This window comes from Rhizobium sp. P2_G2, assembly GCF_056403555.1.
The window spans coordinates 11,583-24,577 of sequence record NZ_JBFUFF010000020.1 but is presented as its reverse complement, the minus strand read 5'-3'; the positions used below and the strand labels follow the sequence as shown (position 1 = coordinate 24,577).

At 61.4% G+C, this 12,995-nt stretch carries 14 protein-coding genes; 8 read left to right on the top strand and 6 right to left on the bottom strand.

Annotated features, from left to right (window positions below):
* Nucleotides 1–162 precede the first annotated feature (162 nt).
* From AC1D06_RS16565 to AC1D06_RS16535, 7 genes are all read left to right on the top strand, one after another.
* The gene (locus AC1D06_RS16565; RefSeq protein WP_477987058.1) at nt 163–957 is read left to right on the top strand and encodes a thymidylate synthase; all 795 of its coding nucleotides are present in this window, start codon (nt 163–165) and stop codon (nt 955–957) included.
* 33 nt (nt 958–990) lie between these two features.
* Nucleotides 991–1,683, top strand: coding sequence for a gamma-glutamylcyclotransferase (locus tag AC1D06_RS16560; RefSeq protein ID WP_477987111.1), 693 nt, complete (start codon nt 991–993; stop codon nt 1,681–1,683).
* Entirely contained in the window at nt 1,680–2,192 is a 513-nt protein-coding gene (locus tag AC1D06_RS16555; protein WP_477876843.1) for a dihydrofolate reductase, read from the top strand. Before AC1D06_RS16560 ends, AC1D06_RS16555 begins: the two co-directional genes overlap by 4 nt.
* Nucleotides 2,193–2,320: 128 nt before the next feature.
* Nucleotides 2,321–3,409, top strand: coding sequence for an FtsH protease activity modulator HflK (gene hflK, locus AC1D06_RS16550; protein WP_477876844.1), 1,089 nt, complete (start codon nt 2,321–2,323; stop codon nt 3,407–3,409).
* Nucleotides 3,406–4,326, top strand: coding sequence for a protease modulator HflC (gene hflC, locus AC1D06_RS16545; protein ID WP_477876845.1), 921 nt, complete (start codon nt 3,406–3,408; stop codon nt 4,324–4,326). The genes hflK and hflC overlap by 4 nt, the downstream gene beginning before the upstream one ends.
* A complete protein-coding gene (locus AC1D06_RS16540) occupies nt 4,323–4,511 on the top strand; it encodes a DUF2065 domain-containing protein (protein WP_477876846.1) in 189 nt (62 codons plus the stop codon). The genes hflC and AC1D06_RS16540 overlap by 4 nt, the downstream gene beginning before the upstream one ends.
* 44 nt (nt 4,512–4,555) lie before the next feature.
* Complete coding sequence (locus AC1D06_RS16535) at nt 4,556–6,130, top strand: Do family serine endopeptidase (protein ID WP_477876847.1); 1,575 nt, start codon at nt 4,556–4,558, stop codon at nt 6,128–6,130.
* Between the two features lie 257 nt (nt 6,131–6,387).
* Here AC1D06_RS16535 and AC1D06_RS16530 read toward each other — a convergent pair whose 3' ends face one another.
* The 5 genes from AC1D06_RS16530 to serB all read right to left on the bottom strand — a co-directional run bounded on the left by AC1D06_RS16530 (nt 6,388) and on the right by serB (nt 9,992).
* Nucleotides 6,388–7,974, bottom strand: a complete 1,587-nt coding sequence (locus AC1D06_RS16530; RefSeq protein WP_477876848.1) for a tetratricopeptide repeat protein — start codon at nt 7,972–7,974, stop codon at nt 6,388–6,390.
* A gap of 39 nt (nt 7,975–8,013) precedes the next feature.
* Entirely contained in the window at nt 8,014–8,286 is a 273-nt protein-coding gene (locus AC1D06_RS16525) for a BrnA antitoxin family protein (RefSeq protein WP_477987057.1), read from the bottom strand.
* Between the two features lies 1 nt (nt 8,287).
* Entirely contained in the window at nt 8,288–8,569 is a 282-nt protein-coding gene (locus AC1D06_RS16520; protein ID WP_477876850.1) for a BrnT family toxin, read from the bottom strand.
* Nucleotides 8,570–8,698: 129 nt separating this feature from the next.
* A complete protein-coding gene (locus AC1D06_RS16515; protein WP_477876851.1) occupies nt 8,699–8,929 on the bottom strand; it encodes a hypothetical protein in 231 nt (76 codons plus the stop codon).
* 169 nt (nt 8,930–9,098) lie between these two features.
* Nucleotides 9,099–9,992 carry a phosphoserine phosphatase SerB gene (gene serB / locus AC1D06_RS16510; protein ID WP_477987056.1) on the bottom strand — a complete coding sequence of 298 codons (894 nt, stop codon included), beginning with the start codon at nt 9,990–9,992 and terminating at the stop codon, nt 9,099–9,101.
* Here serB and miaA point away from each other — a divergent pair.
* A complete protein-coding gene (gene miaA, locus AC1D06_RS16505; protein ID WP_477987054.1) occupies nt 9,991–10,887 on the top strand; it encodes a tRNA (adenosine(37)-N6)-dimethylallyltransferase MiaA in 897 nt (298 codons plus the stop codon). The genes serB and miaA overlap by 2 nt on opposite strands.
* On the opposite strand, the gene AC1D06_RS16500 is transcribed toward miaA, so the two are convergent.
* Nucleotides 10,888–12,897: an ATP-binding protein gene (locus AC1D06_RS16500; protein ID WP_477987053.1), complete on the bottom strand. Its 2,010-nt coding sequence runs from the start codon at nt 12,895–12,897 to the stop codon at nt 10,888–10,890.
* Nucleotides 12,898–12,995: the final 98 nt, after the last annotated feature.

Sequence of the window (12,995 nt, the reverse complement as noted above, 5' to 3'; positions counted from 1 at the left end):
CACTTGCTGACAGGAACCTGAGAGCTGGTGTCAGCGAATTGTCAGAAAGGGCGAGGCGGGAGGTTGCTGCGACCGGCAATAAATCTGTCGAGAATGGTTCCTTTCCTTTGGAGGATAGCGCGCAACCGCTTATATTGGGCGCTCCGGAATCACGAGGACACCATGAAGCAATATCTCGACCTGCTCTCCCATGTGCTCGATCATGGCAATGACCGCGGCGACCGCACGGGTACGGGTACGCGCTCGGTGTTCGGCTACCAGATGCGTTTCGACCTCGCGAACGGCTTTCCGGTGACCACCACCAAGAAGCTGCATCTCCGCTCAATCATCCATGAACTCCTGTGGTTCCTGAAGGGCGACACCAATATCCGCTATCTGCAGGAGAACGGCGTCACTATCTGGGACGAATGGGCTGACGAGAATGGCAATCTCGGCCCGGTCTACGGTTCGCAATGGCGCTCCTGGCCTGCGCCGGATGGCCGCCATATCGACCAGATCGCCAACCTGATCGAGGGACTGAAGACCAATCCGCTGTCGCGCCGGCACATCGTCAGCGCCTGGAACCCCGCCGAGGTCGACGAGATGGCGCTGCCGCCGTGCCATTGCCTGTTCCAGTTCTATGTCGCGGGCGGCAAGCTGTCCTGCCAACTCTACCAGCGCTCGGCGGACATTTTTCTCGGGATTCCCTTCAACATTGCCTCCTACGCGCTTCTCACCATGATGGTGGCGCAGGTCGTCGGGCTGCAGCCAGGTGAATTCATCCTGACGCTCGGCGACGCGCATCTCTATTCCAATCATTTCGAGCAGGCGCGGTTGCAGCTTGAGCGCAAGCCGAAGACATTGCCGGTCATGCGGATCAATGCCGATGTGAAGGATATTTTCGGCTTCCACTACGAGGATTTCGCGCTTGTCGGCTATGAAGCGGATGCCAATATCAAGGCGCCGATCGCGGTATAGAGGGTGACGGGCGGAATGCCGGCTGTGCGGAAAATGACGTTGACGGCGGAAATGGTGGCGCTTTGCCACCGTGTCGAAGTCGAGACGCCGCACGATCCCTCGTTCGAAGTGCTGACCGATGACGATTTTGCCGATATGTCCAGGCGCCTGGCCAGCCGGCACGAGGGCGCCGACCTCTGGCTCTTCGCCTATGGCTCGCTGATCTGGAAGCCCGCCTTCGAATTCGTCGAAAGCCGGCGGGCGACCGCCTTCGGCTGGCATCGCTCCTTTTGCCTCAAACTCAATTCCTGGCGCGGCACGCCCGCGCAGCCGGGGCTGATGATGGCGCTGGAGCGTGGCGGACGTTGTGACGGCGTCGTCTATCGGATGCCGCCTGGCGATACCGCTCAAAGGATCGAGCGATTGCTGCGGCGGGAAATGACCTATCGCGACAATGCGGCGGCCGTGCGCTGGGTCAAGATGATGACGCCGGATGGCCCGGTCGAGGCGCTTGGCTTCTGGATCGGCCCCTCAGGGCAGCGGATTGCCTCGAAACTGCCGCTGCCGGAGGTGGCCTGGATTTTGGCGCGGGCCTGCGGCCATGTCGGATCGGGTGCGGAATACCTTTACAACACGGTGCATCATCTCGAGGAACTCGGCATACACGACCGCAATCTCTGGACATTGCAGCACCTGGTCGCGGGTGAGATCGCCGGGCTGCACGGCAAGAAAGAAGCTGCGGAATGATCGTCTCGCAAGTCGTCGCCATGGCGGAAAACCACGTGATCGGACGAGACAATGGCCTGCCGTGGAAATTGTCGTCCGACCTCAAGCGGTTCAAGGCGCTGACCATCGGCAAACCCGTGGTCATGGGCCGCAAATGCTTCGAGTCGATCGGCAAGCCGCTGCCGGGCCGGCCGAACATCGTCATCACCCGTAATCCGGATTTTGCCGCCGAGGGCGTGATGGTCGCCCATTCGCTCGACGCTGCGCTGGATCTGGCGGAGGATGAAGCGCGAATGCTTGGCGTGGCCGAGGTCTGTGTCATCGGCGGCGGCGAAATCTACCGGCAGGCGATGGATCGCACAGATATTCTGCATGTCACGACCATCCCCGCAAAGGTCGAAGGTGATACCCTGTTTCCCGATATCGACGGGAATGTCTGGGAAATCTCGCACCAGGAAGACGTGCCGAAGGGCGAGAAGGATGATTATCCGACTCGCTTCACGACTTGGCGGCGCCGTCCCCAAGGTTAGACATATTTTCATCAAAAACGGCTGATCTCTCAGCGTCCACGTTGAATCCCGCAATTCGGATACCTATAACGGGTTCGGGAATCCCGCCGGGCTTCCGGCGGATATCGGTTTGTCAAGAAGAGGTGTGAATGCCCTGGAGCAATCAGAATGGCGGCGGCCCCTGGGGGGGCGGTGGCGGCAAGAACCAGGGCCCCTGGAACCAGGGGCCGAACCGGCCGCGCGGAGGCAATACTCCCCCCGATCTCGATGAGATCATCCGCCGCAGCCAGGATCGGCTCAAGGCCATTCTGCCGGGCGGTTTCAACGGGGGCATCGGCCTCATCGTCGTGATCCTCGTGATCGCCGTCTGGCTGATGCAGTCGATCTACACCGTCCAGCCCGACGAGCGCGGTGTCGAATCCGTCTTCGGTCGGCCGAAGGAAGAGGTTGCCGGTCCCGGCCTGCACTTCATGCTCTGGCCGATCGAGACCGTCGAACTGGTCAACGTCACCGAGCAGCAGCTCAAGATCGGCAGTGGCACCGGCGAGCAAGGCGAAGGGCTGATGCTGACCGGCGACCAGAATATCGTCAACGTGCAGTTCTCGGTGCTGTTCTCCGTCACCGATCCGCGCTCCTATCTCTATAACGTTGCCGAGCCCGGCAAGACGCTGGCGCAGGTGGCGGATTCGGTGATGCGAGAAGTCGTCGGCCGCCGTCCGGCGCAGGACATTTTCCGCGACAATCGCCAGGCGATCGCCCAGGAGGTCAAAGACCAGATCCAGAAGACGATCGACAACTATCATGCCGGCATTGCCGTCAACACCGTGTCGATCGAGGACGTCTCCCCGCCGAAGGAAGTTTCAAGCGCCTTCGATGAAGTCCAGCGCGCCGAGCAGGACGAAGACAAGATGATCGAGCAGGCCAACCAGTACGCCAACAAGGTGCGCGGTCAGGCCAATGGTGAAGCGGCCAAGATCCGCGAAGACGCGGCGGCCTACAAGAACCGGATCGTCAAGGAAGCCGAAGGTGAAGCGGCCCGCTTCCTCGCGGTCTATGAACAGTACAAGAAGGCGCCCGAGATCACCCGCAAGCGGATCTATCTCGAGACGATGGAAAAAGTGTTCGAGAATTCCAAGAAGGTGATCACCGACACCAAGCCGGGCACCACCGGCGTGCTGCCGCTGTTGCCGCTCAACGACCTCCCTGCCAAGCCCGAAGACAAGGGAGCTCAGAAATGATCAACACCAATCGCCTCGCCATTGGCGCTGTCATCATGGTTCTCGTGATCATCGGCGCCTTCTCGTCCTTCTTCGTGGTCAATGCCCGCCAGCAGGCGATCGTCATCCGCTTCGGTCAGATCACCGACGTCAAGACCGAGCCGGGCGTCTATTTCAAGCTGCCCTTCGCCTTCCTCGATGCCGACCGTGTCCAGTTCGTCTCGAACCAGGAACTGAGGCTCGACCTCGACAACATGCGCGTTCAGGTTTCGGGCGGCAAGTTCTACGAGGTCGACGCCTTCGTGGTCTACAAGATCTCCAATCCGCGGCTCTTCCGCGAGATCGCCGGCGGCGATGTCGACCAGGCGGAATCGCGGCTGCGCACCCGCCTCGATTCGGCGCTGCGCCGCGTCTACGGTCTGCGCGGCTTCGAAGCGGCGCTTTCCAACGAGCGCGCCTCGATGATGAAGGAAGTGCGCAACGACATCACCAAGGACGCCCAGTCCCTTGGCCTGACGATCACCGATGTCCGCATCCGCCGCACCGACCTCACCAAGGAAGTGTCGCAGCAGACCTATGACCGCATGAAGGCCGAGCGTCTCGCCGAAGCCGAAGCGATCCGCGCCCGCGGCAATGAAGGCGCGCAACGCCGTCAGGCCGTCGCCGACCGCGGCAAGGTGGAAATCATTGCCGCCGCAGAAAAGGACGCGCAGATCCTGCGCGGCCAAGGCGACGCCGAGCGCAACCGGGTTTTTGGCGAGGCTTTCTCCCAGGATCCGGAATTCTACGCATTTTACCGGTCGATGACCGCCTATGCGGACGCGTTCAGCACACCGAACACGACTCTGGTGCTGCCGCCGGATTCGGAGTTCTTCCAATATTTCAACAGTGAGCTGCCGAAGAACCCGGCCCAGACGACGACACCCGCCAGCAAATGACCGATTTCCTCACCGGAATCGCTTTTTTCCTGGTAATTGAGGGACTGCTCTATGCAGCAGTCCCTTCTTTCGTCAAAAATCTGGCGGCTTTATTGCCCACGATTCCGGAAGAGCAGTTGCGATTGTCCGGTCTCGTGGCCATGGCGATCGGCGTTGCCGGCGTCTGGTACCTCAGGCTGGCGTGATGAATTTCGAAGTGACTGGCTAAGGTCGGTCTGTGGAGGCTAAAATGAGATTGCATCGATTGGCGAGCGGGGCCACCCTGAAGACGGGGCTTGCCGTGCTTGTCGCAGCCTCGTTGTCGGCCCAGCCGATCCTGGCGGCGGAAGAAGTCGCCACGGAGCACCGCACCCAGCATGGGCCGGAATCGGTCGCCGATCTCGCCGAGGGCCTCATTGACGCAGTCGTCAACATCGCCATTACCCAGAACGTCAAGCCGGAAGGCGACGAGGGCAATCCTTCGCCCAATCTGCCGAATGACGCACCGTTCAAGGACCTGTTCGACGATTATTTCAAGGACAAGGGCAATAACGGCGCCAACACGGCCCGCAAGGTGAGCTCGCTGGGGTCGGGCTTCGTCATCGATCCGGCTGGCTATATCGTCACCAACAACCACGTCATCGAAGGCGCCTCCGATATCGAGGTCAACTTCGCCAATGGCATGAAGCTCAAGGCCAAGCTGATCGGCACCGACACCAAGACCGATATCGCACTCTTGAAGGTCGAATCGAAGAAGCCGCTGAAATTCGTGCGTCTGGGCGATTCCCGCAAAATGCGCATCGGCGACTGGGTGATGGCGATCGGCAATCCGTTCGGCCTAGGCGGCTCGGTCTCGGTCGGCATCGTCTCGGCCCGCAATCGCAATATCAATGCCGGCCCCTATGACAATTTCATCCAGACCGACGCGGCGATTAATCGCGGCAATTCCGGCGGTCCGCTGTTCAACATGTATGGCGAGGTGATCGGCATCAACACGGCGATCATTTCGCCGTCGGGCGGTTCGATCGGTATCGGCTTTGCCGTGCCGACCGAGATTGCCAGCACGGTCGTCGCCCAACTCAGGGAATATGGCGAGACGCGCCGCGGCTGGCTCGGCGTGCGCGTCCAGCCGGTGACGGATGACATGATCGCCGATCTCAAGATGGACGCGCCGAAGGGCGCTCTGGTCTCCGGCGTGATCAAGGGCGGACCGGTCGACAACGGCTCGATCAAATCCGGCGACATCATCCTCAAGCTCGACGGCGTCGATATCGGCGAGATGCGTGACCTGACACGCGTGGTCGCCGAAAGCCCGATCGGCAAGCCGCTGGAAGCGGTGATCCTGCGCGATGGCAAGGAGATCACCGTATCGGTGACGCTCGGCCGCCAGCCGGAAGAGCCGAAGAAGCCTGCCGATACGGCCGCCCAGCCGCAGCAGAGCGACAACAATGACGACGAGGACAATCCGGACGACGATCAGACGCCGGATAATCCCAACCAGCCGGAAGCCACCGTGCCGGATGCCCCGTCCGATACGCTGGGCCTGACGCTCTCGCAGCTCACCGTCGCCAACCGCAAGCAGTTCGGCATCCAGAGCAATGTCGAAGGCGTTCTGGTCACCAAGGTGCCGGAGAACACGGCGTCGTATGAGAAGGGCCTGCGCCCGGGCGATGTCATCGTCGAAGTGGCGCAGGACGTCGTCCAGACGGCCGAGGATGTGGCGCGCAAGCTCGTCGAGCTCAAGCAGAACGACCGCCGCAACGCCTATCTGATGGTCGCCAATGCCAAGGGCGAGCTCAGGCTCGTGGCGGTGCCGCTGGAGTGATGACGCGGCAAAGGGGTGTTTGCCGTGTAACGGGGCGCCGTCGAATATGCCGCAAAGACCCTCTCTGGCCTGCCGGCCATCCCCCGCTCCGCACAAGGGGGAGAAAGCTCGCGGCACGCTCCTTGCCTCAATTGGGGTGCAGCGGAGCCGCAGCTTAAGCCCGGCCCCTCGTGGGGGTTCGAAGGACGGGTCGAGACCAGTGGCTCGCCCCTGTAAGTTGGGGAGGGGCTTCGCGCCACAAGCAATTGCCTGCCGCACTACTCCTCCACGCCATAGACCTTCTTCAGCGCATCGGTAAAGTCTGCCGTCATCGCGCCTGACGCGTCGCCCTTGTAGTAGCCCAGGCCCTTCAGGCTTTGCTGCAGGCCGGAGCGGAAGGCGGGCGACCATGTGTTCCAGTTGCCGAGCAGGGCCTCCATTGCCGACGGCTCGCCGTCTTTCAGGGCCGTCAGCATATTTGCGGCAGCATTGTTCGGGTCGTGCTTGATGCCTGCGCCGTGATCGAGAAGCTCGGCTAGTTTCAGGGTGGCCGTATCGTTGCCATTGTCGGAGGCCTTGCGATACCAGAACAGCGCCGTCTCGGCATCCTTCGGGACGCCAAGACCATTCTCATACATGTGACCAAGGCTGTAGGCGGCATCGTCGTTGTCGGCGTTGGCCGCATTGTTCAGCCACTCGGCTGCCTTTTCGTAATTCTTCGCCACGACGATGCCACGCGCGTAAAACGTCCCCAGGGCGTTCATGCCCGGAGCGGAGCCGTGATCGGCGGCGTATCGGTAGTAGTGCAGTGCCTCTTCGTTGTTCTTGTCGACGCCCAGGCCATGTTCATAGAGATGGCCGATATTGTAGTTTGCATCGGCGACACCGAGATCGGCGGCGCGGAGATAGAGTTCCAGAGCCTTTTTGTAGTCCTGGGCGACGCCGAAGCCGCGCTCGTACATCCGGCCGAGATCGCTGATTGAATCGCCATCGTTCTGGTCGGCCGCCAGCTGGTAGTAGTGGACCGCCTGTGCGTAGTTGCGGTCGACGCCGAGGCCGTCTTCGAACATGGCGCCGGTGTCGTGCATGCCGCTGACATCGCCCATGTCGGCGGCTTTCCGGTGGAGACGGTAGGCCTCCTCCATGTCTTTCGGCAGGTCGCCACGGCCGTCCTCATACATGACGGCGAGATTGTTGGTGCCGACCACGCTCCCGGCGTCGGCGCCCTTCTTGTACCAGATAACGGCGGAGGCAAAATCCTGCGGCACACCATGGCCCTTCTCATAAAGGAAGCCGGCATTGGTCATCGCGTCTGGATAGCCGAGTGCCGCCGATTTCTGGTACCAGTTCATTGCCGCGGCATAGTCGATGACATGGTGTTCGCCGTCGTCGCTCAACAGGCCGAGATTGTACATCGCCTCGCGGCTGCCGAGTTTCGCGGCCTCAAGGTACCAGCGCGCCGCTTCCTTGAGGTCGACACTGACCCCGTCGCCGTCGTCATAGAGAAGGCCGATGGCATCTGCCGCCTCGGCATGGTTCTGCGCTGCGGCCTTACGATAGAGATCCATCGCCTGGCCGTATTTTTCCGCGTGGTCATAGACTCGGCCGAGCTGATGTTGCAGGCGGGCATTGCCGGGTTTTGCCTTCAGTGCGTCGGAGCAGGCGGCGATCGCCGCATCCGTGTCGATATCGTCGAGATTGACGCCGGCCAGTGATTTCGGCCGGGTCGTATCCTCGGGATCGGCGGCGAGCTGGTCGCATTCGGTAATGGCGTCGGCGGCCGCAACGGTGGCGAAGGCATGTGCGGAGAGCGATGTCGAACCCATGAGGGCGACAAGCAAAAGAGTAGGCAGGCGCGCAGTCATAGTGTCCTCGATTGGCGAGTTGATTGCCAGGGAGACGTTTCAGCCGCTGTTTTTGATCGCCTCGATCATGTGCCGGCGCAGGACGCGGTTGATCTCCGTCTGGTAGCCGCCGGCTTCGGCCCGTGTCTTGAACCAGTCGAGCAGGTCGGAATCGAGGCGGATGGTCACGGATGTCTTGGTGGGGCGGAAATAGCGGCCGCGCTCCCCGGCCAGCATATTGTCTCGCGGCGCCTCGGGGATGTCGTTGGTATCAATCTCGTCCTCAGGGAGGCGATTGACGAATTCAAGCTCGGCTTCCATTTTCCTGGTCAACTCAGCCATTCTCGTAGGCATATTTTTCATGTCGTGTTGCGCGTCTCGCGCCAATGATGCGGATGATTTCTTCGCCACTGCTGTCTCTTTCCGTGTAGACGACCAACAAAAGCGTGGCTGCACCAACGGTGCCGATGCAATGCATTCGCCTCTCGCCATTGTCGATCCGATCGAAATAGGTCCAGTGGAACGGGTCTTCCCAGACTTTTATCGCCGTCTCGAAGGAGATGCCGTGCTTGCTCTTGTTGATCCTGTTCTTGTTGTCATCCCATTCGAAACGCATTGAATATTACCACATCCTCGCAAATGTACATACAAAAATGTAATTACAAGCAGAAAGCGCTCGGGACCACATAAAGAGAGGCAGGCGGACACGCCGCCTGCCTCACCATTTCAGCGATGATGATCGGGGTCAGCCGTTCGGATTGCAATAGCGGATATAGCACCGGTATCCGGTGCGGATGGCGCATTCGTAAAGTGCCCGCCGCATCGCCGAGCGACGGTTCGGATAGTTGTAGCTCCAGCCAGACGCGCCATCGCGGGCGCCGGCGAGGCAGCTCCAGGCAAATGCCTCCGTCTGAAGCGAAGCAGCAAAACCGAGACCCATGAGACCAATGATTGCGAATTTCCAATTCTTCTTCATTCCAGCCTCCATTTTTGAAATGGGCGCGAACAACTCCCTCTTCGCGCCTGAAGAAGTGACGAATTGACCTTCAGCATTATTCGGACGCGATACCATCCGTTTCAGCAATTTCACTTAAATTGGAGGCTCTGTCCACCGATCCTGTGGTGTAGGGTAAATATATCGACGGTTATTCTGCGATGACGAAGTCCGTCTTTCGGTAGCCCTGGATGTAGAGAAGTGCGGTCAGATCACCGTGATCGATACGCATCTTCGCCTCGGCGGCAACGACCGGTTTGGCATGCAGCGCCACGCCAGAACCAGCGAGCTTGATCATGCCGAGGTCGTTGGCGCCGTCGCCAACGACGATGGCGTCGTCGGGGGTAATGCCGAGCCCCTTCGTGATGTCGATCAGCGCGTCGACCTTGGCCTGCTTGCCGAGGATTGGTTCGGCGACCTCGCCGATCAGCTTGCCGCTGCGCTCGAGCAGGATATTGGCGCGGTTTTCGTCGAAGCCGATCTTTTGCGCGATCGGTCCGGTGAAGACGGTGAAACCGCCGGAAACGAGGGCAGTGTAAAAGCCCTTGGCCTTCATCGTACCGACGAGCTCAATGCCGCCGGGGGTGAGCGTGATGCGCTTGGTGATCACTTCGCCGACGACCGAAAGCGGCAGGTCCTTGAGCAGAGCGACGCGTTCGCGCAGTGCCGGCTCGAAGGCGATCTCGCCGTTCATGGCGCGGGCGGTGATTGCCGCGACCATCTCCTTGAGCCCGACCTCGGCCGCCAGTTCATCGATGCATTCCTGGCCGATCATGGTCGAATCCATGTCGGCAAGCAGCAGCTTCTTGCGTCGCGTCTCGGCTTCCTGGATCACGACGTCGATCGGTTGGCCGGCCACCGCGTCGCGGAGCAGGACCTCGGCCTCCGATGCGCTCATACCGTCGCGGACGGGGATGTCGGCAGCGATGCCGTCGGCCAGCCAGTAGAGTCCGGCGGCGGAAATCGCCTCGGCCGCCTTTTCAGCCAGCGACGGAACAAGTAGAGGATGGGCGGGGCTGGCGATGAGCGTGGCGACGAGGGCCATGGAGAATTCCTTGGATAGGGCAAATGATGCAATCCTGATAACCGGGCCGACCGCCAGCGGCAAGTCCGCGCTCGCCGTTGAACTGGCACGCCGGCACGATGGCGAGATCGTCAATGCCGATAGCATGCAGGTCTACGACACGCTGCAGGTCCTGACCGCGCGGCCGTTCGAGGCAGAGATGGGCGGCGTTCCGCACCATCTCTATGGCACAGTGCCGGCGGGTCGGGCCTATTCGACTGGGGACTGGCTGCGCAATGCAGAACAGGTCGTTGCCGAGATCGTTGCACGCGGCAAGATGCCGATCTTTGTCGGCGGCACCGGGCTTTATTTCAAGGCGCTGACAGGCGGTCTTTCGGACATGCCCGTCATTCCACCTGATGTCCGCGAACATTGGCGTGAGCGGCTGCGGAACGAGGGGCCGGACGCGCTGCATGCGGAACTGGCAAGGCGGGATTCGTCCGTTGCCGCCACACTCAACCTCGCCGACGGGCAGCGTATTGTCCGTGCGCTGGAAGTGCTCGACGCCAGCGGGCGCTCGATCGGCGACTTCCAGGAGCAGTCCGGTCATCCAGTGGTCGACGCCGATCGTGCCAAGAAAATTATCGTTCTGCCGGATCGGGCTGTGCTGCACGACCGCATCAATCGGCGCTTCGGTAAAATGTTCGAAATGGGTGCCGTCGAGGAGGTGAGGGCGCTTCTGGCGCTCGGGCTTGGTGCCGACATGCCGGTGATGAAGGCGATCGGTGTGCCGCAGATCACTCGGATGCTGCGGGGCGAACTGACGCCGGAAGAAGTGATCGCACAGTCGTCGGCCGCTACGCGTCAATATGCCAAGCGGCAGATGACCTGGTTCCGCAACCAGATGGATGAGAATTGGGAACGACTGACAAGCTGATCAACGCTTCAGAGGACTGTCGAACGGCTTGCGGAGAAGGCTTTCGCGGCGTGCCTGGAGATCGGCAAGCGACGGTCTGGGAGATACGGGCGGTGGCGCTTTCGCTTCCCCGGCAAGTCGCGAATAGCGATCGATATGGTTGTCCGGCCGGCCGCCGAACTCGGCGTCGACACGCGCCTGCCCGGGCAGCATGCCGGGCGAGTAAGGTTCCAGCGGCGATTCCGAGGCGGGCGGCTGGCGGACCGGAAAGTCCGTGCCGCGCGTCGCATCGCTGATGCCGGCAGTTACAGCTTCGAAGACGGATGCTTCGGCTGACGAAACGCGCGACTGGAAGTCTGAAATGTCAGGCCCGGCGGTCGAGCGCAGGCGCTCGACGATCGTACCGAGATTGATCGAGTTCGGATCGAGATCGCTTTCCTGCGCGTCGGCGCCGTGTGCCGTGGGCAGGATCGCCTCCCTGACGCGGTTGAACTTCAGCCGCATCGGCACCGGCACGGCCTCGCCGAAGGCGATCGCCTCGCCATTGGCGAGCGAGGAAATGAAACTCAACGCCGAGGCCGAGGAATCCGGCAAGGCTTTGCCGATAATGTCCTGGTCGCGCTCATTGGCAAGGCGCAGCGAAAAGATCGTCGAGCATTGCGACAGGATGGTCTGGTCGAGTTCGCCCGGACGCTGGGTGATGATGCCGAGCGATACGCCGTATTTGCGGCCTTCCTTGGCGATCCGGGCGATGGCCTGTCGTGTCGGCAGGAAGCCGAGATTGGGATCGGCGGGCACATAGCGGTGCGCCTCTTCGCAGACGACGAGGATATGGATCGCGCCTTTGCTCCACAGCGCGATTTCAAAGGCCATGCGGCAGAGCACCGAGGCGACGGAATTGACGACTTCCGACGGGATGCCGGCAAGCTGGAACGTGGTGATCGGCCGGTCGCCGCCAGGGATGCGGAAGATCGAGGCGATGGTTTCGTGGATCGTGTCGGTGATCGTGTTCGAGGAGAACATGAAGCGGTAGCGCGGATCGTTGATCACTGCGGCAAGGCGAAGTTTCAATGAGCGCAGATGCGGCTTTTCCGTGCGGCCTTCAAGCTTGCCGATGCGTTCGTCGATGAACGCCATCAGATCGGCGATGCGGTAAGGGACGGGCGTGTCGGCGGTAACGCCGTTGCGTTCGGAGGCGCGGCGGCCCTGGCCGGGCTCAAGGCCGCGAAAGGCACGCTTGGCCTCGGGAATCAGGTCGCGCAGCACGTCGAGCTCGTCCGGAACCGGCGGGCGGCCGCGGAAAATCACCTCGGCGAATTCTTCCAGCCGGAAAAGCCAGAAAGGCAGGTCGAGCGAGCCCGTTTCGATGACGACGGCCGTGTCGGGGAAGGCGGCGGCAAATTCGTTGTGCGGATCGAGGATCAGCACTCTGAGCTTGGGATCGGAAGCCACCGCTTCGCGCAGCAGCAGCGACACCGCGGTCGATTTGCCCGAACCGGTGGAGCCGACGACAGCGAAGTGTTTTGACAGCATCGACGGCATGTGGATCGCGGCATCGATGCTGTCATCCTGGCTGAGCTTGCCGACGATGCAGCTCTCGCGTTTGCCGTGGTCATAGATGCGCATGAGGTCGGACGAACGGATCTGGTGCGCCGGGGCGCCGAGATAGGGATAGTTCGAGATGCCCGAGGAGAATTTTTCCGAGCCGTCGGGAAACTGGCGGACCTCGCCGACGAGCTCCACCTGGATCTGGAAGCTGTTGATGATTTCATCCGACCAGACCGGCGATGTCGCCTGGATCGAGCGGGTCAGTGCCACCACGCGGTTGACACCAACTGCGATGGTCATCAGCTTGCCGACACCCCAGATCGCGGCCGCTTCGCCCGCGCCGGGCGGAAGATCGGCCGCGACGGTCGCATTGCCGCCATCGCAGGCAATGACATGCCCGAGCGATCGGCTGGTCGGCTGCTCCAGCCCGCGACGCTCCTGGACGCCGGCGCTGGGTGAATTTTGCAGATCCTTGCTGTACAAGGCGTCACTCCAGGGGGAAGTGTGAAGTCGCAAGCCTATACAGCGCGGGTTAAAATCCTGTTTCGGGCCAGTTGATCCAAAATGGTGCAGGCAGGATG